20 protein-coding genes are annotated in these 24,405 nt (G+C 60.4%); all 20 read left to right on the top strand.

The window, feature by feature from the left end; genetic code table 11:
• Positions 1–383 precede the first annotated feature (383 nt).
• Positions 384–1,433, top strand: a complete 1,050-nt coding sequence (locus tag FHS84_RS01635; protein ID WP_279589251.1) for a Gfo/Idh/MocA family protein — start codon at positions 384–386, stop codon at positions 1,431–1,433.
• A 1-nt stretch (position 1,434) separates the two neighbouring features.
• The gene (locus tag FHS84_RS01630; RefSeq protein WP_166929622.1) at positions 1,435–2,307 is read left to right on the top strand and encodes a hypothetical protein; all 873 of its coding nucleotides are present in this window, start codon (positions 1,435–1,437) and stop codon (positions 2,305–2,307) included.
• A gap of 119 nt (positions 2,308–2,426) precedes the next feature.
• The gene (locus tag FHS84_RS01625) at positions 2,427–3,413 is read left to right on the top strand and encodes an NAD-dependent 4,6-dehydratase LegB (RefSeq protein WP_166929620.1); all 987 of its coding nucleotides are present in this window, start codon (positions 2,427–2,429) and stop codon (positions 3,411–3,413) included.
• Positions 3,406–4,566: a LegC family aminotransferase gene (locus FHS84_RS01620; RefSeq protein WP_166929618.1), complete on the top strand. Its 1,161-nt coding sequence runs from the start codon at positions 3,406–3,408 to the stop codon at positions 4,564–4,566. Before FHS84_RS01625 ends, FHS84_RS01620 begins: the two co-directional genes overlap by 8 nt.
• Positions 4,567–4,744: 178 nt before the next feature.
• Positions 4,745–5,206 (top strand): GNAT family N-acetyltransferase, encoded by a 462-nt coding sequence (locus tag FHS84_RS01615; protein WP_166929616.1) that lies wholly within the window; start codon positions 4,745–4,747, stop codon positions 5,204–5,206.
• A 185-nt stretch (positions 5,207–5,391) separates the two neighbouring features.
• Positions 5,392–6,504 carry an N-acetylneuraminate synthase gene (neuB, locus tag FHS84_RS01610; protein WP_166929614.1) on the top strand — a complete coding sequence of 371 codons (1,113 nt, stop codon included), beginning with the start codon at positions 5,392–5,394 and terminating at the stop codon, positions 6,502–6,504.
• Entirely contained in the window at positions 6,494–7,495 is a 1,002-nt protein-coding gene (locus FHS84_RS01605) for a GNAT family N-acetyltransferase (RefSeq protein ID WP_166929612.1), read from the top strand. The genes neuB and FHS84_RS01605 overlap by 11 nt, the downstream gene beginning before the upstream one ends.
• A 30-nt stretch (positions 7,496–7,525) precedes the next feature.
• On the top strand, positions 7,526–8,200 hold the full coding sequence (locus FHS84_RS01600; protein ID WP_166929610.1) for a class I SAM-dependent methyltransferase: 675 nt from the start codon (positions 7,526–7,528) through the stop codon (positions 8,198–8,200).
• Entirely contained in the window at positions 8,197–9,357 is a 1,161-nt protein-coding gene (neuC, locus tag FHS84_RS01595) for a UDP-N-acetylglucosamine 2-epimerase (protein ID WP_166929607.1), read from the top strand. Before FHS84_RS01600 ends, neuC begins: the two co-directional genes overlap by 4 nt.
• Positions 9,358–9,381: 24 nt before the next feature.
• Complete coding sequence (locus FHS84_RS01590) at positions 9,382–10,452, top strand: nucleotidyltransferase family protein (protein ID WP_166930140.1); 1,071 nt, start codon at positions 9,382–9,384, stop codon at positions 10,450–10,452.
• A 25-nt stretch (positions 10,453–10,477) separates the two neighbouring features.
• The gene (locus FHS84_RS01585) at positions 10,478–11,158 is read left to right on the top strand and encodes an acylneuraminate cytidylyltransferase family protein (RefSeq protein WP_166929605.1); all 681 of its coding nucleotides are present in this window, start codon (positions 10,478–10,480) and stop codon (positions 11,156–11,158) included.
• A 188-nt stretch (positions 11,159–11,346) separates the two neighbouring features.
• Positions 11,347–12,795, top strand: a complete 1,449-nt coding sequence (locus FHS84_RS22160) for an oligosaccharide flippase family protein (protein ID WP_166929603.1) — start codon at positions 11,347–11,349, stop codon at positions 12,793–12,795.
• Positions 12,759–14,306 (top strand): capsular polysaccharide export protein, LipB/KpsS family, encoded by a 1,548-nt coding sequence (locus FHS84_RS01575; RefSeq protein WP_166929601.1) that lies wholly within the window; start codon positions 12,759–12,761, stop codon positions 14,304–14,306. The genes FHS84_RS22160 and FHS84_RS01575 overlap by 37 nt, the downstream gene beginning before the upstream one ends.
• Positions 14,307–14,457: 151 nt before the next feature.
• Positions 14,458–15,723: an O-antigen ligase family protein gene (locus tag FHS84_RS01570; RefSeq protein ID WP_166929599.1), complete on the top strand. Its 1,266-nt coding sequence runs from the start codon at positions 14,458–14,460 to the stop codon at positions 15,721–15,723.
• 135 nt (positions 15,724–15,858) lie between these two features.
• A complete protein-coding gene (gene rfbA / locus FHS84_RS01565; protein WP_341801803.1) occupies positions 15,859–16,776 on the top strand; it encodes a glucose-1-phosphate thymidylyltransferase RfbA in 918 nt (305 codons plus the stop codon).
• On the top strand, positions 16,773–17,318 hold the full coding sequence (gene rfbC, locus FHS84_RS01560; RefSeq protein ID WP_166929595.1) for a dTDP-4-dehydrorhamnose 3,5-epimerase: 546 nt from the start codon (positions 16,773–16,775) through the stop codon (positions 17,316–17,318). Before rfbA ends, rfbC begins: the two co-directional genes overlap by 4 nt.
• Positions 17,315–18,172 (top strand): dTDP-4-dehydrorhamnose reductase, encoded by an 858-nt coding sequence (gene rfbD / locus FHS84_RS01555; protein WP_166929593.1) that lies wholly within the window; start codon positions 17,315–17,317, stop codon positions 18,170–18,172. The genes rfbC and rfbD overlap by 4 nt, the downstream gene beginning before the upstream one ends.
• On the top strand, positions 18,165–19,265 hold the full coding sequence (rfbB, locus tag FHS84_RS01550; RefSeq protein ID WP_166929590.1) for a dTDP-glucose 4,6-dehydratase: 1,101 nt from the start codon (positions 18,165–18,167) through the stop codon (positions 19,263–19,265). The genes rfbD and rfbB overlap by 8 nt, the downstream gene beginning before the upstream one ends.
• Before the next feature lie 331 nt (positions 19,266–19,596).
• Positions 19,597–22,419: an SLBB domain-containing protein gene (locus tag FHS84_RS01545; RefSeq protein WP_166929588.1), complete on the top strand. Its 2,823-nt coding sequence runs from the start codon at positions 19,597–19,599 to the stop codon at positions 22,417–22,419.
• Positions 22,420–22,489: 70 nt separating this feature from the next.
• Positions 22,490–24,064: a capsule assembly Wzi family protein gene (locus FHS84_RS01540; protein ID WP_166929586.1), complete on the top strand. Its 1,575-nt coding sequence runs from the start codon at positions 22,490–22,492 to the stop codon at positions 24,062–24,064.
• The last annotated feature ends 341 nt before the right edge of the window (positions 24,065–24,405 follow it).

The raw sequence follows: 24,405 nt of genomic DNA, 5'->3' as shown, positions 1-24,405 counted from the left end.
CGATCGGGCCGATTCATGGTGCGTTGCTTCGGTACTGGAGGAGTTCGATGCGGCCAGTCGCGTTCGTGACAATTTGCAGCACCTTTTCGTCGGCGGGATGAGCGTGCGTCTGCGTTGCCGCGGGCGGCAAGCCGATCATTGGCGTGGGACCGTCGTATCTCGGTTCGGCAAACGCAAACTCAACGAATAGTGTGTCCTGGAGACTTGCTGCTTACCACCGGTTGGCGCTAAACCAGGGGCCTGCAGGGGTGTTACCACACCAACATCGTCAGGGGTTTCCGGTATTTGCGACGGAACGCGAAGCCGGCTGAAGCAGATGCGACAAACGCCGGCGGGAAGCGTCAGGTTCTCTCCTGTCGCGGGTGTTCAAAAAAGGGGGAGCAATGTCCGGAGGAAAAATCAGGGTTGGTATCGTTGGTGCGGGCCGGATGGGGATTACGCACTATGCGATCATTAACTCGCACCCGGATGTTGAGGTTACGGCTGTTGCCGAACCCTCGTCGGTGATGCGTCTGTTCCTCGATAAGTCCGTGAAGGCGGCGACCTACAAGGATGCCGAGACAATGTTCGACAAGCAGGCGCTGGACGCGATCCTGCTGTGTACCCCGCCCGCGCTCAACCATGGAATCCTGACGGCTGCGCACCGCAAGGGATTGCACGCCTTTGTCGAAAAGCCCTTCCTGCTCTCGGTTCGTGAGGGCGAAGAGCTGGCCGCACTGTTCGACGGCAGCCGATTGGTCAATCAGGTCGGCTATGTGAACCGCTTCAACGACGTTTTCGTTGCGGTGAAGCGTTATCTGCAGGCCGGACTGCTCGGCGAAATCCTGCGGTTTCGCAGCGAAATGTACAGTAGCACCGTCGTTCGCGAAGAGGCGGGAGAGGGCTGGCGCTCGTCGCACGCAAATGGCGGCGGAGCGACCTACGAGATGGCTTCGCACGCCATCGATCTCATCAATTTCCTGTTCGGTCCGCCCGACAAAGTGGCTGGCAGCCGCCTGACGCATGTGTTTTCGAAGAACGTGGAGGATGTTGTCTCCAGCACGTTTGCCTATAAGTCGGGCTGCACCGGCGCGCTGTATGTGAACTGGAGCGATGCGAGCTTCCGCAAGCCGACCAACAAACTCGAAGTGTTCGGGCGCCGCGGCAAGATCCTGGCCGATCAGCACGGGCTGAAGCTTTTTCTCGATCACGACGATCCCGAGCGCGGTTTCAAGAGGGGCTGGAACACGCTCTATATAACGGATGTGTTCAACTCCGTTCCGTTTTACGTCAGAGGCGTCGAGTTTACGGCGCAGCTCTACCATTTCATCGAGAAGATCAAAGCCGCGGAGGATCGCCGGACCATGTGCAGTTTCGCCGATGCGACGGCAACGCTGGCCGTGATCGACGAGATTTTCCGCGACGCGGCTGTGATCGAGAAGGAGATGGTCTGAGGTGAGCACGATCGACCAAATCGTTTTCGGCGATAATCAGTTCTTCGGCATCAACCATATGTCGCAGGACAAGGCGCAGCAGTTGGCGGAGCGCTTCCACGACCTCGACGCAATTTTCTCGGTCTACGATGCCGCCATCGACGCCGGCCTCCGCGCCGTAATGCTCAACAGCAACAGCCGGGCGGCCGAGATCTGCGACCGCTTCCGCAGCAATCCTTCGCGATACGCCGGCCTCAGCTGGTATCCTTCGATCCCGTATCCCCACAAGTACGCCAATTGGGTTGCCGAGAAGGGCATCGTCGGAACTCTGAACGACGTCTTGTTTCAAAAGGGCCGGTTGTCGGGCATCGGCAAGCTGGCGCAAGGCGGTCTGGCGCTGATGTCGATGGACATCGTCCGCATGATGAAGATGCTGGTCGATGCCGAAATGCAGATGTTCGACGGCCTCAACATCAAGGTCGTCTTTTTGCAGAACATTGTCACGGATCTGCTGCTCGGACTGGATACGGCCGACATCTTCCGCGAATATTGTGAGCACGTGCGCCGCAAGTACGGAGCGATGCCGGGGCTGATTACCCAAAATATGCCTTACCTCCGGAACAAGCTGATGGAGTGGGGCATCTCCGGGGTGGTGATTTGTTCCTCGATCAACAAGATCGGCTACCTGATGTCTCCGGGCGTGGAGGCGTACAAGCAGGCGCTGGCGGAAAACGACCCCGAGGCATTTCCTATGATGGCGATGTCGACGCTGGCGTCCGGTGCGGTGCCGCCGAAAGAGGCCTACGACTTCGTCAATAGCCTCAACATTCAGTCGGTTGTGTTCGGGGCGTCATCGCGACCCCACATAGAGGAAACCATTCGCCTGATTAAATGACGGTCTGACCCGGCATATGAGCGCGACGCGCCCCGCCGCCGTTAGTTGTGGCGAACATGGCTAGGGGCTGCTAAATGTCTTGAGGGTTGGTAGGCGAACACTTCGGCAGAGAATCGGCGATGAGCGGGCAGAAGAAGGTATTGGTCACCGGTGCCGACGGTTTTATCGGTTCTCATCTCGTCGAGATGCTTGTTGCGCGCGGTTACGACGTCACCGCGCTCTCGCTGTACAACTCCTTCAACAATTGGGGTTGGCTGGAGGACGTCGGCTGCAAAGACCGGGTCAAAGTCGTCTGTGGCGATGTTCGTGATCCTCATTTCTGCAAGGAGATCGTGCGGGGCCGGGAGATGGTGTTCCATCTGGCGGCGCTGATCGCCATTCCCTATTCCTACGTCGCGCCGGATTCCTACGTCGACACCAACGTTCGCGGTACGCTCAACATCTGCCAGGCGGCGCGCGAGTGTGGCGTGAGCCGTGTGCTGGTGACCTCGACATCCGAAGTTTACGGCACCGCGCGTTATGTCCCGATCGACGAAAAGCACCCGTTGCAGCCGCAGTCGCCCTACAGCGCCAGCAAGATCGGCGCCGATGCGATGGCGATGAGCTTTCATAACGCCTTCGGTTTGCCGGTGACGCTGGTGCGTCCGTTCAACACCTATGGTCCGCGGCAAAGCGCCCGCGCCGTCATTCCGACGATCATCACCCAGATTGCCGCCGGCAAAGAGGTCAAGCTCGGCGATCTGAGCCCGACGCGCGATTTCAACTACGTTGCCGATACCTGCGGCGGTTTCATTGCGCTGGCCGAGTGCGATGCGGCGGTCGGCAAGACCGTCAATGTCGGATCCGGCACCGAAGTGTCGATCGGCGATACGCTGGCGATGATCCGCGGCATGATGCGGTCCGACGCCGCTGCGGTGGTCGAGGCCGAACGCATCCGCCCGCCGCAGTCGGAGGTGTTCCGGCTTTGCTGCGACAACACGCTGCTGCGCGAATTGACGGGTTTCCGGCCGCAATTTACGCTGGAAGAAGGCTTGCGCCGCACCGTCGCCTGGTTTGGCGATCCGGCCAACCTCGCCAAGTACAAGGCGAATATCTACAATGTCTGACCTGCCGGAAAACTATCGCGCGCTGCTGACGTTTATCCGCGAGCTTTACGGGCAAAGCGGTTTCATCCCGTTGCACGAACCGCGGTTCCGCGGCAACGAGAAGCGCTATCTGGTTGATGCGATCGATTCCACCTACGTGTCCTCTGTCGGCGAGTACGTCAATCGCTTCGAGGCGGATATGCGCGAGTTGACCGGCGCGCGTTACGCCATTGCCACCGCCAACGGCACGCTCGCGCTGCACATGTCGCTGATCCTGGCGGGCGTGCGCGACGGCGACGAGGTCATCACCCAGCCGTTGAGCTTCGTGGCGACCTGTAATGCCATCGCCTATCAGCGGGCGCATCCGGTTTTCGTCGACGTCGATCGCGACACGATGAGTCTTTCTCCCGAAGCCTTGCGCGCGTTCCTCGAAGCGAACGGCGAGCGGCGTGACGGCGGGTGCTACAACCGCTCGACTGGCCGGCGCATCGCTGCCGTCGTCGTCATGCATAGTTTCGGCCTGCCGGGCCGCATCGAGGCTCTGGTCGAGATTTGCCGTGAATGGAATACGGTGCTGGTGGAAGATGCTGCGGAGTCGATCGGCTCGCTGGTCGGCAACCGGCACACCGGCACGTTCGGCCTGCTTGGCGCCTTCAGTTTCAACGGCAACAAGACCGTCACTTGCGGCGGCGGTGGCTGCATCGTGACCGACGATGAGGAACTCGGCCGGTTGGGCAAGCATCTGACCACGACGGCCAAGGTGCCCCACGCCTGGGAGTTCTTCCACGACCAGATCGGCTTCAACTACCGCCTGCCCAATCTCAACGCGGCCTTGGCCTGTGCCCAGCTGGAGCAGTTGTCCGAGATGCTGGCGGACAAGCGCGATACCGCCGGCCGTTACCGGCGGTTCTGCCGGGAGCATGGCATCAGTTTCGTCGATGAGCGTCCTGGAACGACTTCAAATTTCTGGCTTAATGCCATCCTCACGGGTGGCCGCGAGGAGCGGGACGCCTTTCTCGAAGAGAGCAACGGCACCGGGGTGATGACGCGGCCGGTCTGGACGCTGATGCATCGGCTTCCAGCTTTTGTTGAGGCGCAGCGCGGCCCGCTCGAGAATGCGGAATGGCTGGAATCGCGGGTTGTTAACATTCCGAGCAGTGTGCGGCCGGCGTGACGATATTTGACCGTCACGCCGTACTAAATGGAGTTGCGGTCTAGGGGCGATTGCGGGAAATTGGGGGTCTGTTGAGCGTCGGTTCCGCTGTGGTGGCATGGAAGCGGCGTGAATGAATTGACTGCGTTTTGGTTCTCGGCGCCGAGCGAGAAAGCTTGAGATCACGTCCAGAGGCGACATGACCCACTTTCCCTATCTAATGATCAAAGAGCGGATGGAGTCGTTGCTGCTCGAAGTCCAGTCCTTGGTGGACTTCGAGATCGTCCCTCCCGATCAAATCCACCAATATGTCGAAAAAATTTGCACCGAGGCCGACATCATCCTCTGGACGAGAGAGGTCCTTGAGGGATTCGTTGCGTTCTATTGTAACGACCCCGCGCGCGGTGCGTTCATCACGATGGTCGTCGTCCGGCCCGAGAGTCGGAAGAAGGGCATCGCGAAGTCGTTGGTGAGTGCGGCGCTGACCGCGATTCAGTCGCGGGATTTCAAGCAGTGTGGCCTGCGCGTGCACAAACGTAATCTCCTGGCCGCCAATTTGTACCGGTCGCTCGGTTTCGAAGACGCGGGCGAGGATGGCGAGTTCATCAAAATGGAGCGGATATTCGAGCCGTCGACACCGCCGGGATCGCGACACGACTGATTGACGTTCGCGGTCGTGTGGTCTGGTTGTGGGATGGAAGTGGCGCCGGTTACCGATGGTTCCGGTATTGCGCTTTTGGTGAGGTTCCATCTGGGCTTGTGACGCGGCGGTCCTTCCGGTAAGACGATTGAGATTATCTATTCCTTTTTGAAGTCCGCTTGTGCGGCCATGGTGGGAGACGATGGATGCCCGAAGCTGATAAGATTCGCGATGTCGACAACATCCGGATCATCGCCGAGGCAGGCGTCAATCATAACGGTTCTCTGGATCTTGCGCTGCAGCTGATCGATGTGGCGCGCGAAGCCGGTGCGGATTTGGTCAAGTTCCAGACCTTCAAGACGGAACTGGGCATCAGCCGCCATGCTCCGACTGCGGAATATCAGCGCCGCAATACCGGCGACGTCGCCACCCAGGTGGAACTCGTCCGGAAGCTCGAACTCAATGCCGAGCAGTTCCATAAAGTCCGCGATCATTGCATCGCGCGCGGCATCGCGTTCATGACGACGGCATTCGATCTGCCCAGTCTGGATTTCGTCAGCAACGAACTCGGCGCCACGGAGCTCAAGATCGCTTCGGGCGAAGTCACGCATGGCGCCTTGCTCTTGGCGGCGGCTCGCACCGGGAAACCGGTCATTTTCTCCACCGGCATGAGCACTCTCGGAGAAGTCGAAGCCGCGCTGGGAGTGCTGGCGTTCGGATATCTCGGCGGCAAAGAAAAGCCGTCGGCCGAAGCGTTCCGCCGGGCCTATTGCTCGGTCGAAGGGCAGGAACAGCTTCGTTCGAAGGTGACGCTGTTGCATTGCACGACCGAATACCCGTCGCCGGCGGACGAAGCCAACCTGCGCGCCATGGATACGATGGCGACGGCGTTCGGCCTGCCGGTCGGATTGTCCGATCATACCCCAGGAATTGCGGTCGCGATCGCGGCAGCGGCGCGTGGTGCGGTCATCATCGAAAAGCACTTTACCCTGGATCGCAATTTGCCGGGCCCCGATCACCGGGCATCGCTTGAACCCTCCGAACTGCGGGCCCTGGTCGAGGGCGTGCGGACCGCCAAGGCGGCGCTCGGCAACGGCCTCAAGGTGCCGGCACCGGCGGAGATGAAGAACATCCCTATCGCCCGGCGAAGCCTTGTGGCACGGGTGCCGATCGCTGCCGGAGAACTTTTTACCGAGGAGAACCTTATTGCCAAGCGGCCGGGAAACGGCATGTCGCCGATGACCTATTGGAAACTGCTCGGACAGCGCGCTTCTCGAGCTTACGAAGCGGACGATCTCGTGTGCGAGCATGTTGATTGATCTGTCCCAAGCCGAAGCCGTTTTTTCCTCGTTAGCCCCCGAGAGCACTGCCCCGACTCTGTCGCCGTCCTACGTCTTGGCGGACGCCGCGAGATCGGCTGATTTGATTCCGACGTTTTGGCTGTTCGAGCGGGGCGGGTCGCGCTTGCTTCAAGCCTTTCATTTGGGCGCCATCCCCGGAACGGACTATTACGATGTCCAGTCGCCCTACGGCTACGGCGGGCCGCTGACCAACGACCACAGTGCGGGTTTTTTGGAAGCGGCGTGGGCGTCCTGGTGCCGTTATTGTGCCGAGGCCCGTGTGGTCTGCGAGTTCATCCGCTTTCATCCGATGTTGGAGAACTGGCGCGATTACGGCGGAACGACGGAATTCGACCGTGATACGGTCTATATCGATCTGCGCCAGCCGGACCTTCTTGCATCCTACACGCGCGGCGCGCGTGCTCGCGCGCGCAAGGCCGAACGGAACGTCTATTCCGTCACATGGCTGGATGCGGACGAGGCGCTGCGGGTTTTTCCCGTCGTTTATCATGCGGCCATGGAAGAAATCGGGGCGGACGAGTCCTATTTCTTCCCGCAAAAGTATTTCGAGCAATTGCTGGCAATGGCGCAGATGAAATGCGCCGTGTGCCGCGATCCGAATGGGCAGATCGTGGCTTCGTCGTTGTTTCTGGTTGGCCCAAAATTGATGGAATATCACTTGGCGGGCGCAACCCCGCAGGGGCGGACGCAAGGAGCACCGACCGCCATTCTGCACACTGCGGCAACCTTCGGCCAGGCCGCAGGATGTTCGAGCCTTTACCTGGGTGGCGGCACCAGCCGCGATCCGGACGACAAATTACTTCTTTTTAAGGCGAGTTTTTCCGCCCAACGCCGCGCTTATCATATAGGCCGACATATTCATCTCGCGGCGGCGTACGATGACCTTAAGTCTGCGTTTAGGGATCAATACGACCGGTTCCCGCAACGTGTCCTGTTTTATCGTTGCTGATCTGCAAATCGGTCGCTTGGGGGAAGTGTCATGACGTGGGATCCCGTTTGGGAGAAGATGTTCCGTAGCAGGCCTTGGGGCAAATACCCCAGCGAGCCGCTTATTCGCTTTGTCGCGCGCAATTTTTATTCAGCGCCGGACCGGTCTCAAATCCGCCTGTGCGAACTCGGTTGCGGGCCGGGTGCCAATCTGTGGTATATGGCGCGGGAAGGCTTTTCCGTATTCGGCATCGACGGTTCTGAGACAGCTATACACATTGCCCGCGAACGCCTTGATGCCGAATGCGCCGGCTGGACGGGAGAACTGCAAACGGGTGATTTCGTTCATTTGCCCTATGCAGACGGCGTGTTCGATGGCGTCATCGATCACGAGGCGATCTGCTGCGCCGGCTTCGAGGATGCGAAGGCGGCTTATCGGGAAGCGTGGCGCGTTCTCAAGCCGGGGGGGAAGTTCTTCTCTCGGGCGTTTGCCAAGGGATGTGTCGGCGACGGAACAGGTAAGCCCGCCGGCTACAATGCCTGGTATGTGACCAAGGGACCGACGGCCGACGAGGGGCTGATCCGCTTCACGGCACTTGAGGACGTCGAAGTGCTGCTCGGCGGATTGCGCCAGACGAGCCTGGAGCTCGCGACCTGGACAATGAACGGCCGCCAGGATGAAGTTCGTGAGTGGTTGATCGAAGCCGTCAAAGAGCCCACGCCATGATCCGCAAAATCTGCATCGTTACCGGCACTCGGGCGGAATACGGCGGCCTGCGCTGGGTTATGGAAGGTATCCGGTCGTATGCGGGCTTAGTTCTGCAGGTCCTTGTTACCGGCATGCACCTGTCGCCGGAGTTCGGTCTGACGTTCCATGAGATCGAGGGCGACGGTTTCTCCATTGACGAGAAAGTGGAGATGCTGCTGAGCGCCGACACGTCCACCGGCATAGCCCGATCGGTCGGGCTTGGCGTGATGGGGATCGCCGATGCCTTGAGCCGGCTGAAGCCCGATATCGTCGTTCTGCTCGGCGACCGTTACGAACTGCTCGCGGCGGCAACCGCGGCCCTGATCCTGCGCATTCCGATTGCACATCTGCATGGCGGGGAGGTCACCGAGGGTGCCTTCGATGATTGCATCCGCCATGCCGTGACCAAGATGTCCCATCTGCATTTCGTGGCCGCGGAGGACTATCGCCGACGGGTCATTCAGATGGGAGAGGATCCCGAGCGGGTCTATCTGGTCGGCGGTTTGGGTGTCGATGCGATCACGCACGCCGATCTCTTGGACCGGAAGGCGCTCGAAGCCGAACTGGGCCTCGAGTTGGGGGCGAAGAGCCTGATGGTGACCTACCATCCGGTGACGCGCGGCGATGTGGACTCGACGGCGGAGCAGCAGGAGGTGTTGGCCGCTCTGTCGACGCTTAAAGATGTGACACTCATCTTCACGGCGTCTAACGCCGACACCGGCGGACGCGAGTTGGCCGGCGACATCAAGCAGTTCGTGGCAACGCATCCCCGCGCGAAGAGCTTTGTTTCGCTCGGCCAGCAGCGCTATCTGTCCTGCCTGAAACACGTCGATGGCGTGGTGGGCAATTCGTCCAGCGGCCTGTGCGAAGCGCCGACGTTCAATATCGGAACGGTCAATATCGGGGCCCGCCAGGACGGACGGTTGAGAGCGCAGAGCGTTATCGACTGCGAGCCGGAGCGTGGCGCCATTACGGCGGCAATCCAGAAGCTTTATTCCGCCGATTTTCAGCGCATGCTGAAGGCCGGAGTGACGAATCCCTACGGCGATGGCGGCGCGAGCAAGAAGATCGTCGAGGTCTTGGCAAACGTTCCCCTCGAGAAGTTGCTGCATAAGTCCTTCCGGGACCAGGTTTAGTGGGATTGGGGGGACACGTTGACGATGAAAATTGACGGTTCGCTGCCGGCCGAACAGTGGCGAGGCTGCCTGTTGCCCGAGACGGCGAGTGTTCAGGAAGCGATTGCCTGTCTGGACAGAAGCGGCCTGCAGATTGTGATGATCGTCGATGCGGGCGGCGTGCTGGTGGGCACGCTGACGGACGGCGACATTCGCAGAGGCCTGATACGGGGTGTTTTGCTGTCGAATCCCGTACACGAGGTCATGCATCGCGATCCTCTCGTGGCGCCGCCGCAGTGGGGCCACGACATGGTCCTTCAGTTGATGGTGGCCAACAAAATTCGCCAGTTGCCGGTCGTCGACGCTGCGCGGCGCGTGGTCGGCCTGCATGTCTGGGACGAATTTCTCGTGCCGGAGACGCGCTCCAATCCGATCGTCGTGATGGCGGGCGGGAAGGGGACGCGGCTGAGGCCTTTCACCGAGAATTGCCCCAAGCCGATGCTGCCGGTGGCGGGAAAGCCCATGCTGGAGCGGGTGATCGAACGGGCCAAGCTCGAAGGTTTCGAGCATTTCGTGATCGCCATCCACTACCTCGGGCACATGATCGAGGAGTATTTCGGCGACGGCAGCCGCTGGAACGTCAAGATCGAATACTTAAGGGAAAATTCGCCGCTGGGAACCGCCGGTGCGCTTGGGTTGTTCGAGAGCCGGCCTTCGGTGCCGTTCATCGTCACCAACGGCGATCTCGTGACCGACTTCCGCTATTCCGAACTTCTGGAATTTCACCTCTATCATCAGGCGGTCGCCACCATGGCGGTGCGCATCTACGAAACCCAGAACCCGTTCGGCGTGGTGCGCACCGAGGGCGTCGACATCGTCGGTTTCGAGGAGAAGCCGGTGTCGCGCTGTCACATCAATGCCGGCATGTATGTGATCGATCCGCAGGCGCTCGATCTCATCGGCCGCAATGAGCCGTGCGATATGCCCGAACTGTTCATGCGCTTGCGCGAGCGTTCGGAGAAGACGATTGCCTTCCCGATGCACGAAGCTTGGCTCGATGTCGGCCGGCCCAACGATCTCGAAAAGGCGCGCAACGGCGCGCCGCCGGCCGAGTAACGATTTCCTTCGACAGGTGGGGCGGATGCTCGACGGTATGAAAATCCTGGCTATCGTTCCGGCCCGCGGCGGCAGCAAGGGCGTGCCGCGCAAGAACGTGCGCCCCGTCGCTGGCAAGCCGCTGATCCGCTGGACGCTGGAAGCGGCAAAAGCCTCAGCCTGTGTCGACCGCATCGTCGTATCGTCCGACGACGACGAAATCCTCTCGGTGGCGGCTGCGTTCGATCCTTCGGTGCCGCTGCGCCGTCCGGCCGAGCTGGCGACCGATGTGGCGGGCTCGCTTGACGTGGTGCTGCACGCCTTGGACGCGGTCCCCGGATATGAACTGGCAATCCTGCTGCAGCCGACATCGCCGCTCCGGACGGCGGAGGACATTGACGGCTGTCTCACGGCGATGCGAGGCAAGTCGAGCTGCGTCAGCGTCTGCGCGGCCGAAGAAAGCCCGTATTGGATGTATCGTCTGGAGGGAGATGGGAAGCTCAGCCGCCTGATAGAGGGCGGGGACGCCTATGCCCGCCGCCAGGATCTTCCGGCCGTATACCTGCTGAATGGGGCGCTTTACGCGTTCCGGAGCGATTGGCTGCGGAAAACCCGCGCCTTCGTCGACAAGGACACCGTCGGTTTCGTGATGCCGGCCGAGCGGTCGATCGACATCGACACGGAAGCGGACCTGCTCCGCGCCGAGCGGGCGTTGGCATCGCGCTGAGCCGCCAACCGCGCGTCGCCGTCCCCGCGACTGGCCCGCCGGGGCACGCGCGGTTTTGAATACTTTACCGCCCCCGGCTGAGATACTACTAACCCTGGTTGCGGGCGCCTCGGGGGGAACAAGGGTGGTTGCGAGATGACGGATCATTTGAGCTGGTCAGCCGGCTCTCACGGACACGCGGATTCGTTGTGAACATCCGCCGCTTCCTCAGCGCAAGCGCACTCTACGGCATCGGCGACATGCTCGTTCTGGCCGTCGGCGGCTTTCTGTTGTTGCCGTTGTACACACGTACGCTGTCGCAAGCCGCCTTCGCCGATTACCTGATCGTCAAGGTCAATGCCGAAATTCTGCAGTACGTGCTGTACTTCGGTTTGCTCTCCTCCGTCGCGCGCATCTATTTCGACTACAAGGCCAAGGGGCGGCAGCGGGAGTATCTCAACTCCATCGTCATGTTCTTCGTCGTCGTGGTGCTGGCGGCCGCGGTGGCGCTCGAGTTTTTCGGCGATGCGGCTTGGCGCCGGCTGGCTCCGCAAACGGCGTCTCGGCCGTACATCTGGTATTGTCTCGCGCTTGCCGCGGCCAATTTTTTTGCCGGCATCGGCTCGTTGTGGTTTCGCCTTGACGAACAGGTGAAGCGGTTCGTCACGATCCAGATCGTGGCCTCGGCGGTGACCGCTATTGCGGCCTTCGTGAATCTTGTTGTCCTGAAATTGGGACTGAACGGGCTGCTCTTGGCATTGATCCTCGGCTACATGCCGGCGTCTGCGGCACTGTTCTATCGCATCGGCGGCAAGCTCCGCCCGGCGATCCATCGCGCCTACGTGATCGAATCCGTCCGCTTCGGCCTGCCGTTCGCGATGGGCTATATCGCCTACTTCGTCGTCAACCGCTTCAACCTGCTGACCCTGCAGCACTACGTCCCGCTCGATCAGATCGCGGTTTTCGGACTGGCGCAGCAAATCGCCACGCTGATCACGCTGCTGGGAGCATCTCTCGGCAAGGCGATCCAGCCAATCGTATACGGTGCACCGGAAAAAGACGCTCAGGATCTCCTGCGCAGTTCCAGCAATGTATACATCTTGCTGCTGTTTGTCGTTTCGGCGCAGGTCTTGATGTTCGCGCGCGAAATCATTCTGGTGGTGGGCAGCAGGAATTATCTCAACGGTTATACGGCGCTTTTAATTCTGCTTGTCGGCAGCTTTTTCTATTCTCTGGGATTTGCATCAAACTTGGCGCTTTTGTATCACCGTCGCCCGCAGGTTCTTACGGTGAACTCCATCGCGGGGGCGGTGATATCGGCGGGCCTGGGGATCGTGCTGGTCCCGCGCTACCACCTCATAGGCGGAGCGATTGCGACGTCATGTGCCTATCTGGTGATGACTGCGACTAGCTTCATTCTGGCGTACAGGCTAAACCGTCTATCGTATTTCAAGCTGCTGATTTTGTCGGGGGCGGCGGTCTGTTTCCTCGCTGTCTTGTCGGCGCTTTTGAACCTGCTCGATTGGGGGATTGGGCTTCTGATCTTGCTGAAGCTCATCCTGCTCAGCGCAGTTGTCATACCTGTGTGCTTTGTAGCGTTTCCTAACGGGATAAGACGGTTATGCTCTTCATTAAGCGGTTTCTTAGGAACACGATAGGGTTCAATCCGCTCCGGTCAATTCTGCACACGCTGCGGATGCGGCGCTATGTGCGGAGTTTTGAGATTCGAGGTGAGATCCGGGCCGAGGCGGAAAAATACCTCGTCGTGATCGCGCCCTGGTTGGGTTCCGGAACTCCGTTTTACTCACTCGCTTTCGCCATGCTGATTGCCAGGAAGGGGCACAAAGTCTCGTTTGTTGTCGATGATAGTCGGTTCGGGACCAATATCTTCCGCCACTATTTCCTGATGGCTTGCATCCGGATGGTACTCGGGCTGGTGGGACGCCGGTTCGAAGTGGCTTACTTAAGCTCGACCAAACCTGAAAATCCTTTGGATGAGGAAGCCGGCCGCACCATCTCGCGTTTGGCGGAGTTGAATACGGTTTGGACGTTGCGCGGCGAGATGATCGAGAACCGCCGCGCCGAGCTCGTCAATTTGTTCACTACGCAGTACAGCGGGGCTTACGGCGCAATTTCGGAAGTAATGCGGAGCGGCAGGTTCGACGTTTTGTTCGTTCCGGGTGGCGTGTACGGTAACAGCGGACTGTGGGTCGCATGTGCACGGGCCGCCGGCATGCGGATCGTCAGTTATGACGGTGGGGCGAGCGGTGTCGCCATGCTGGCAGTGACTGGTGTCGCTTGCCAGCTTCAGGACATTCCGCTCGCACATGGGGCCCTGAAGGAGCGCTGCTTGGCGAGCCCGGCCGAACACGACTATGTCTTGAAGATGGCCCATACGGAAATGGGCCTTCGCCGTTCCGGCACTGACAAGTTCTCATCGCAAAAGCGTGGCTCGTCCGGCAGTTGCCATCAGTACGCGGGCGCCGTGATGATCGCGTTGAATTCGTCGTGGGACGGCGCTGCGCTCGGTCTGCATAGCGTCTTCAAGACGAGCATGGAGTGGGTTGTCGAAACCGTTCGCTTCCTGCTCGACCACACGGACAATCTCATCGTCATTCGGCAGCATCCCGCCGAGAGACTGGAGGGGGCGCGCTCCACCGATAATTACGCCAAGTTGCTTTCCAGCAATTTCGGTGCCGATCCGCGCATCCGCTTCATCGCGGCGGAAGAAGACGTGAACAGCTATGATCTTCTCGACAGTGTGGCTGCCGTCATCGTGTACACCTCGACACTGGGGGTGGAGGCCACGGCTCTTGGCAAGCCGGTAATCACGGAGTCGAACTCGTATTACTCCGGCCTGGGATTTGTATGGGCCTGCCGCAGCCAGCAAGACTACCATTCCACGCTCCTGCAGGCGGCGAGGGGCGGTCTGACGGTCACGCCGGAAATGAAGAGGGACGCGTACTACTGCTATTATCTGACGCAATGCAGAAACTGGGCGTTCACGCCCTACACACCCATGGAAATCTCCAGGCACAGGGTGAGTTTTGACGAAATGTACCAGGATCCGGCGGTGGCGGTGATGGTACAGGCCGCTGAAGAGGGGCGCCCACTGTCCTTGCTAAATCATCTTGTTGCGGCAAAAATGGCGGGAGAGGAAGTCGCTTAACGGCAGCGATATGGCTGGCGGGGCCGAGTGCTGAAGGCAACGTCGAGGTTGGCTGGCAGTTGGGGTGAGGAGCGTTCTATACCGTTATCCCCGCTCAGAATGGAACGCTTATCAGCCTGTCGGGAAATATGACCGCTTGCTGGGTAACCAGATGTCGATACAGAAGACCCAGGACCTGACGAAGATCGACGTGCTCAGGCGAGTGGCACTGGTATCGGCCATGCTGCTCAGCGGCGGTTGGTTTCTGTTTCCGCGAATCCCGTTGATCCTCATTTTGCTCGGGATTTGCATTGTTCTCATAAAAGCCAGGAACAAGATTCATCGCGGGATTATCCCTGTCTTGGCACTGATATCGGTCGTGCTCTTTGTTCAAACAATTTGGCCGAACCAATCTGGGATCAGTCAGTTCGCCATCAGACTCGCCAATTTCCTCGGGGCAGCGCTGCTGCTGAATGTGTATTTGTGCGAAGGTCGCGATACGCTTTCAAAGGACCTTTATCCGATATTGAAATGGATGGCGATTCAGTCCGTGGTTACGTGTGTACTCGCGAACACGATGAATCCGCTTTTCGTGACGATCGATTTCTTTGGGCCGAATACGCGATCATTCCTCTTGGTGCTGATTTATCATTTTAGAAGTTACGCGCTCGACAGTGACGATGGCTTCATCCGTCCTTCGGGCTTTTTTTGGGAGCCGGGTATTTTCCAGATTTATTTGAACGTCTATTTCTATCTGGCCCTGTTCGTGTTCAAAAGCTGGCGGCAGTCCTCTCTGGGTCTGCTGGCCGTGTTGTCCACGTGGTCGACAACAGGCGCCATGATATGTGTCGCCCTGATTTGCATAAAATTCGCTTGGGTATTTGGCACGATGAGGCGAAGTAAGGTCATCCTTGCCGTCGTCGTCGGTATTGTCCTCACGCCGGTCCTGGGTGCCTATATGTACCGAAATGCCGCCGACAAGTTTTCGGGCGCCGACGCAGGCTCATATGTGGCCAGACTGACTGACTTGAAGGCGGGAGTGGATATCTTCACGGATCATCCGCTGTTCGGTATCGGTTTTGCTCCTACGGACTACGCCAGAGCGCTTAAAAAGGCGGGATATCCCGTTTATTTTGTCGATCAGGAAAAGACGATGCTGCGCACGACGACCAACGGTGTCGTGATGCTGTTGGTCTGCACGGGAATCTTGCTTAGTATTCCTTTCGTCGTCGGCTTATTTACATCAAGGCTGTTTCCGCATCCGAAAATCGTGGGCGGGCTGTTGTTCGTCGCTTTGCTGAGTGAGCCCATCTTTTTCACGCCATTTCCGATGCTAGTGATTTTCGGCGGTTTCTCACATCTGGCGGAAGAACTGAGATGCAGTCTGCAGCGCATGAGACCGAGAGTCGCGATACCGTCGTCTGCAGACGGAATGTGACTAATTTTGGCATTTGCAGTGCTTCGGCGAGGTTTTAGTCTCGGACATGAGCGGCATAGCGTTGCATCTCTTTGGCAACTGTCTTGCCTTCATGTCCACTAAAGACATATCTCGTGGATGCGGAGGGGATCTTCGGTGAGCGACGGCACGAAAACGAACGCTTCGGCGGCATCTCGCAGGGGCATCATCCTGGCGGGCGGATCGGGTACACGGCTCTATCCGGCGACCAAGGCGCTGAGCAAGCAATTGGTGCCGATCTACGACAAGCCGATGATTTACTATCCGCTGTCGGTGCTGATGCTGGCGAACGTCCGCGAGATTCTCATCATCACCACGCCGGAAGATCTGGCGTGTTTCCAGCGGCTGCTCGGCGACGGATCGGATTGGGGTCTTTCCCTCGAATATGCCGTGCAGCCGGAGCCCGGTGGATTGGCCCAGGCCTTTCATATCGGCAAGGACTTCGTCGCGGGCCGTCCCTCGACGTTGATCCTCGGCGACAACATCTTTTACGGCCAGGGATTGCGGGACCTGCTTGCCCGCGCTGCAGCGCGGACCACGGGGGCGACTGTGTTCGGCTACTATGTCTCCGATCCGCGTGCCTATGGCGTGGTGTCGTTCGATGCCAAAGGCAAGGCCCAGTGCATCGAGGAAAAGCCGGCGACGCCGAAATCGAACTACGCCGTGACCGGTCTCTATTTTTATGACGAGAAGGCGGTGGAATACGCCCACGCCATCACGCCGTCCGCGCGCGGCGAGCTCGAAATCACCGACTTGAATCGCATGTATCTGGCGGCCGGCACGCTGAATGTCGAAGTGATGGGGCGCGGCTATGCCTGGCTCGATACCGGCACGCATCGCTCGTTGGTCGACGCGTCGGTATACGTCAAGATCGTCGAGGACCGGCAGGGCTTCAAGATCTGCTGCCCTGAAGAGATCGCTTGGCGCATGGGTTATATCAACTCCGGTCAACTGGAGAAGCTTGCTGCTCCCCTCCGCAAAAGCGGTTACGGCGAGTATCTGATGCGTCTGTTGACGTCGGAGTTGCGTTCATGAATGTGATTGATACCGCGCTGGCGGGCGTCAAGATCATCGAGCCGAAGGTGTTCGAGGATCGGCGCGGGTTCTTCCTGGAAAGCTGGAACGCCAGGACGTGGGCCGAAGCGGGCCTCGACCTGTCGTTCGTGCAGGAGAACCATAGCCGGTCCGGCAAGGGCGTGCTGCGCGGACTGCATTATCAAATCCAGAATACGCAGGGAAAACTCATCCGGGTGGTTGCCGGCCGGGTGTTCGACGTCGCCGTCGATATCCGGAAGTCGTCTCCCAATTTCGGCCGCTGGATCGGCGTCGAACTGTCGGCCGAGAACAGGCGGCAGCTCTGGATCCCGCCGGGATTTGCGCATGGCTTCCTTTGCCTCGAGGACGGCAGCGAGTTCCTCTACAAGTGCACCGATTTCTATGCCCCGGCCCACGAGCGTTCGATCCTCTGGAACGATCCGGCGATCGGCATTACGTGGCCGCTGCAAGGAGTGGCGCCGGTTCTGTCGGCGAAGGATCAGGTCGGAAAACTCCTCGCCGATGCGGAGGTGTTCCCATGAAGGCTCTGATTATCGGAGCCAATGGGCAGCTCGGCCGGGGGCTCGCTGCCGCCGTGCCGGAAGGGGCCGAAGCGGTCGCGCCGCCGGAGGCGGAATGCAATCTGACCGATCCCGATCAGGTACAAGGCTGGCTGGATCGCGTACGCCCCGACGTAGTGTTCAATGCCGCCGCCTATACCGCGGTGGACGCGGCGGAGCAGGATGAAGCGGCAGCCGAACGGGTCAATGCCGCAGCCGTTGGCGCGCTCGCGGAGGCCGCGGTGCGTGTCGGCGCGTGCTTGGTGCATGTGTCCACCGACTTTGTGTTCGACGGTGTGCTGGGCCGGCCGTATGCGCCGGACGATGCGCCCAATCCGCTCAGCGTTTACGGACGCACCAAGCTGGCGGGCGAGCGTCTGGCATTGACGCATCCTCGCAATCTGGTTGTGCGCACCGCCTGGGTCTATGACGAGACCGGCCGGAACTTTGTGCGGACCATGCTGCGGCTGATGGCCGAGCGCGACCGCCTCGCCGTGGTTGCCGACCAGATCGGCACGCCGACCTATGCCCGCGATCTGGCGGCGGCGCTGTGGGCGCTGGCCGGGCAGGGTGCGAGCGGCGTTTTCCATTTCACCAACGAAGGCGTGGCGAGCTGGTACGATTTCGCCGTGGCGATCCGTGAAGAAGGCCTTGCGGCCGGCGCGCTCAAAAAGGCTGCGATGGTGGTGCCGATCGGCACCAAGGACTATCCGACACCCGCCCGGCGCCCGGCCTTCAGCGTGTTGGACAAATCCAAGAGCCATGCCGCGATCGGTGTTGGCAGGCACTGGCGCGAAGCCCTGCGCGAGATGATGGGGAGACTGCCGCATGCCTAATCTCATGGTGACCGGCGCGGCCGGCTTCATCGGCGCTAATTTTGTGCGCTACTGGCGCCGTACCCATCCCGGCGACGGCATCGTGGCGCTCGACGCGCTGACCTATGCCGGCAATGCCGCCAGTCTGGATGGCATTCCCGACGTCGCGTTCGTCCAGGGCGACATCCGGGACTACGATCTGGTCAAGCGGCTGTTGGCCGAGCGCGCGATCGACACCATCGTGCATTTTGCCGCCGAGACCCATGTCGACCGGTCGATTCATGGCCCGGATGCGTTCATCGATACCAACATCGTCGGCACCCACACGCTGCTCAAAGCGGCCAAGGCGGAATGGCTCGATCAGGGCAGCGGCCGGCCGCATCGTTTCCATCATGTCTCGACCGACGAGGTGTTCGGTTCGCTCGCGCCGGACGATGCAGCGTTCACCGAAACCACGCCTTACCAGCCGAATTCGCCCTATTCCGCGTCGAAGGCCGCATCGGACCATCTGGTGCGCGCCTATTGCCAGACCTACGGTCTGCAAACCACAGTTTCGAATTGTTCCAACAACTACGGCCCGTACCAGTTCCCCGAAAAGCTGATCCCGCTGTTCGTCATCAATGCCCTGAGCGGCAAGCCGCTGCCGATCTACGGCAACGGCGGCAATGTGCGCGACTGGCTGTTCGTGGAAGACCATTGCCGCGGCATTGAGCTGATTCTCGCCAAAGGCAGGCCCGGCGAGACCTACAATATCGGCGGCGGCGAGGAGCTTCCCAATCTGGCCGTCATCGACCGCATTTGCGCCGCAGTGGATGCCGCATTCGCATCCCGGCCCGATCTGGCGAAGCGTTTCCCCGAGGCTCCGGCGGCCAAGGGCAATAAGAGCGAATCGCTGAAGACGTTCGTCGCCGACCGCAAAGGGCACGACTGGCGCTATGCCATTGACGACAGCAAGATTCGCCGCGAACTCGGCTACGCGGTGAGCCACGATTTTGCGGATGCTATCGGCCGGACCGTGGACTGGTACCTCGGCCATCAGCCGTGGTGGAGCGCCGTCCTGGATGGGAGCTACCGCGACTGGCTGAAGATGAATTACGCCCAGCGCGGGTTATAGGCTCTTCGTTCGAGGTTCGACCCCGCGGTTCGAGGCGATGCGACATAGTATGCGACTAGATCGCTCGTATCTTGCGAATCACGACGAGATCGCCAGGCCGTTGCTGGTGGCTCCAGCGGCTTTGTAATCGGGGTCGCTGGTATCGCCGATGCGGGCCTTGATGGGCCCCCTCAAGATCTCCACTCCGTGCGAATGGAGACCGCATCGTTTGGGCAGATGTCGCAGCCGCATGGTTACTTTCAAATCGTGGGAAACCCATGCTAATAATCGGATCAACCTGGGTATTTCCGAAAAATCGGTGGGTTCCTGCGACCGTAAATGGGGGTTCGACATGCAGTTGAAGGACAGCCTCTCGCTCCATTTGGCGAGGGCGTTGGGCATGGCGGGGTTGTGCGGGCTGTTGTTCACCGGGTTGCCGGGCGGGGCCGCAATGGCCCAGTCCTCAAGTGGCGTTACCCCCGACCAGCTTCAGATGCTGCAGCAGATGCAGCAGCAGATGAAGGGCGGTAACAACGCCCAGCAGACCATCCAGCCCCCAGTTTCCCGCACCGAGACCATCCTCGAGCCGACCAGCACTTCGGCCCCACAGGGTACGACGGACTTGGAGCGCATCCTGTCGGCTCGCGCCGGAACAAAGCTTCAGCAATTTGGCTACGACCAGTTCGGCCAGGGCCGTCCTGTGACCCAGTCGCAGGTCGGTGCGGTTCAGGACCGCTATATCCTCGGTGTCGGCGACGAGATCGTGCTCACGCTGCGCGGCCAGGAGAACATGGAATACCGCGCGGAGATCAATCGCGACGGTTCCGTGGTCTTTCCGAAGCTGAACCCGGTGCCGGCCGCGGGCCAGAGCTTCGGCAAATTCCGCAGCAACCTCCTCGCCACCGTTCGGCGTAGTTTTGTGTCGACCGAGGCCTTCGTCACGGTCGGCCGCGTGCGCCAGATCAGTGTTTTGGTGAGCGGCGAGGTGAGCGACCCCGGCGTGCGCACGCTGACGGGTCTTTCGACCGTGGTCGACGCGCTGCTGGTTTCCGGCGGCATCAAGAAAAGCGGCAGTCTGCGCAGCATTCAGATCGTGCGCGGCGACCGTATCCTGACCGTCGATCTCTACAGCGTGATGATCGGCCGGGGGGCAGCGGATAATGCCGTCCTGACCGAGGGCGACAAGATCGTGGTGCCGCCGCTCGGACGGACGCTCGCGGTTGCGGGCAATGTGCGCCGGCCGGGCATTTACGAGCTTCCTCCGGGCGCTCGCTCCGTCAGTGTTCATGAAGCCATGCGGCTGGCCAACGGCACGACCGTGCCGGGCTCCTATACGATCTCGCTGATGCAGATGCAGCCCGACGGCAAGCGCCGGTTTATCGATGTGACGGGCGCTCGCAACGCTCCGGTGGCAGACGGCGAAGTCGTGCTCGTGCGCACGGCCGTCGATGTGTCCATCAATCAGGTTCAGTTGACGGGTGCCGTTCGCACGCCCGGCTCTTTTGCGCTCGGGAAATACGCGACACTGCACGACGTCCTGCCGTCGATGGATGTCCTGCAACCCGGTGCCTACACCTTGATGGGTGTGATCGATCGGATGGATCCGGCGACCCTCCAGCGTTCGGCTTTGCCGTTCTCGCCGCTGCACGTCGTTCAGGGCAAAGAGAATGTCCGTCTGATGTCGGACGACTCGGTACGCATCCTGACCAAGGTCGAAATGCGCAAGATCCTGGCTGCCGCTTTTGCCAGGGACCGCTTGTTCAAGCAGGAATTCGACCAGTCGTTGAAAGATGAGTTGGACGAGGCCGATCAAAAGGACGACGACACCGGCAAGAGGGTGCGTGGGACGAATGCCCAAGGTCAGAGAGGCGACAATTCGCGAGGCTCAGGCCAGCAGGGTGGCGGGCAGGATTACCGATCGATCCAGGGCGGCACGTCGGGCAACAACAATGCCGGATCATTCTCCGGCGGAGATATGACTTCGGCGGATGCGCGTTCCGCGGCAGGATCGGGCGGGAGCAGTTCGGCCGGACTTTCGGCTGGGCCGTCCGGCGCACCGGCTGCCGGCGATGCCGGAAATTCCGGCGCCCCAGGTCAGGGTGACATGAGCGCGGCCGATGGTGCATTCTTCGGAAAATCGCTCAGCGATTATTGGGTGAACGTGTCCGGCGCTGTTCACGCGCCCGGCTTCTACCTCGTCGCACCCGGAACCACCATGGAGGAGGTGCTCGCGGCCATCGGCGGTCTTGTCGACGACGTCGACAGCTCGGAATTCGAACTGACATCGACCGTGATCGACAATTCCACGGGACGTTCGACCACCTCGCGCAGCGCTTATCCGGCCACCAGGGAGCAGTTTGCGAAAATCGTCGTCGCTCCGTTCGACCGCGTCCATTTCCGCCGAGTCTATTCCGACAAGTATTCGGGATCCGTCAAAGTCGACGGCGAGGTCCGTTATCCCGGCGTTTACAGCATCCTGCGCAACGAAAAGCTCAGTTCGGTGCTGCAGCGCGCCGGCGGCATGACCGATGTGGCCTTCCCGGAGGGAGCGGTCTTCCTTCGCGATTCCGTCGCCGAGGCCGAGCAGGACGAGAACCGGCGTGTCATAGCCGACATGCGCAACCAGATGCTCGCTCTCATGGTGAAACCGAGCATGCCCAATGCCCAGGCGCCGAATGGGGAGACCCTTAAGGCGATGGAAGTCTTGATGACCGAGTTGGAGCAGAACGTGGCGTTGGGACGTGTCCCGGTGACCGCCGATCCGGCGGCGCTCCAGAAGCATCCCGATCTCGACACGGCTCTGGAATCCGGCGACAGCATCACGATTCCGAAGAAGCCTGCGACGGTATTGGTGATGGGCGAGGTCATGCGCTCCGGCGCCCAGCGCTTTGAGGCGTCCAACTCGGTTGACGACTACATCGAGCGGGCGGGTGGCACGACGCAGCAGGCCGACACCTCGCGGATCATCATCGTTCTTCCCGATGGTTCGGTGCGGAGCAACAGCAACTCGTGGCTGAATTTCGGGTTTGGTTCGAAAATCCCGGTGGGAAGCACGGTCTTCGTTCCGCGTGAGCTCGATCCGTACACCGTCCACCAGTTCGTGGTGGATACGGTCCAGATCTTTGCCCAGCTTGCTACGAGTGCGGCTGCGCTGGCGGTGCTGAGCAAGCAGTAAGGACGGATTATATGGCGGCGCCGGCCCCACAGTATTGGTGAGCGATATGGGTTCGCCGCGCCAAAAACGGATGAGCGCAGGCTTGGTGTCGCGCCAGGCGAGGGTGTTTGCCGCGCGCGTTGCCGGTGCGGTGGGGCTGCGCATGGGCGCCACGATGGCGTTCGTCCTGATGCTTGCAGTTGGTCCGGCCGGAGCAGGCCCGTGGGCCGAGGTTGGCGATGCCCAGACACGGTCGGACGTCGAACTGGCCGCATCGATGGGACTGGTCGACGGCATCACCATGGAGTGGCCGCTGCCGTGGACCAGCATCCTGGGGGGGCTGCACGACCGGCGCAGCAAAGACGACGTCTTGCCCGATAACGTCCGCGAAGCCGTCGAGCGCTTGCAGCTCAAGGGCAAGGACGACGTCCATATACACCGGCCGCGGGCCTGGGTCGCGATCAATGCCGCCACGGATCCGGCAACGGTGCGAGGCTACGACGCTTTATCGGACACGACGGCTCAGGCGCAGGCTGTTTACGAGTACGTCTCGTCCGATGCCGCCGTTCGTATTGCGGCCGGCGCGCGGCGCAATTCCGGGACCGACAAGCAGACCCTGATCTTTGATTCCAGCTATATCGCGAAGCGGCTCGACGGTGTCATCGTCTATGCCGGCTATGTCCCGCACTGGTGGGGGCCGGGCTGGATCTCGGCCCTGCAGTTGTCGAACAACGCGCGGCCGATGCCCCAGATCGGGTTTTCGCGGGTGCAGACACACCAGTCGCAGTCGTGGTGGCTCAGCTGGATGGGGCCCTGGCAATTCGAAGGATTTGTCGGCGTCTTGGACGGTCAACGTCGCGCCAGCAACACCGTCTACGTCGCCGTCCGCTGGGCGATGAATCCCATTCCCGGTCTCGAAGTCGCCGGATCGCGCACGACCCAGATGTGCGGCACCCAGGAAGTCAACCCGCTATACAAGGTCCAAAGGCACACCTGCAGTCCGCTGGCCAGCTATTTCACATTCAGCAACGATCCCAAGAGCGTCAACAGCACCAACGATCAGGGATCGATGGATATCCGCTACACCAACACGCTGCTGTCGGTTCCGTTCGCCGTCTACGCCCAGTTCATGAACGAAGACAGCTCGCCCGTCGTGCATTCCTCGACCAGCCGGCTGTACGGCGGATCGGTTTGGCTGCCGTTCCAGGGTCTGTCGACGCGGCTGACCCTCGAATACGCCAACAGCATTGCCACCAACAATCTCTGGGGCAGCGGTGCGCAGCATGGTGTGGCTTACAACAACTACCAGTACCTCGACGGTATGCGCTATCGCGGCCGCTCGCTCGGATTCAGTCTGGATAGCGACTCCATCCTTTATTCCGCGCAGCTTGCGGTCGTGGATCCGCAAAAATGGACCTATACGCTGACCTATCATCGCGCCTTGGTCTCGTCTCCGCTGATCGCCAGGGACAATCATCTCTTCTATAACGTGGTCTCCCCCTCGCCGGTGCGCTTCCACGCGGTCGAGGGACGCGTGGGCGTGCCGCTGCAATGGGGCGAGTACCGTGCCCATATCGACATGGTCGGGCGCTGGCAGAACGATCAGCCGCGACCCGGCCACGGCACCCAGCTGGCGTTCGAAATGGCGCTCAAATTCGGCCTCTGATCTCGATTGGTCATCTTTGTGGGCGGCTCAGCCATAGTCCGGATGCCCGGACCGCAATATTCGTGCGACTTCGTTGCAGGAGTGGGGTATACCTTAGGTCGTATATAGAGTGTCCGCTAAACTACTGCGGAAGTTCTGCTTCTCCTCGTTTGCATGTCCATCGAACTCTCGCGTCGTGAAACGAATAACGTTAGTGATAATCGCATGAGTAGAATAAAATAAAGTTCGATGTTTAAAGCCAAGTTTGTCATAGATCAGCCGCATCCTTTGTGCATAAAATCCCGCCGGGTTCGTTTCGGGAGCGCATTCGCGTAACGGGTTCTGGGGGGCAGAGGTTATGG

The sequence above is a fragment of the Rhizomicrobium electricum genome (genome assembly GCF_011762045.1).
GTDB classification, from domain to species: domain Bacteria; phylum Pseudomonadota; class Alphaproteobacteria; order Micropepsales; family Micropepsaceae; genus Rhizomicrobium; species Rhizomicrobium electricum.
This window is presented reverse-complemented; position numbering and strand designations above follow the sequence as displayed.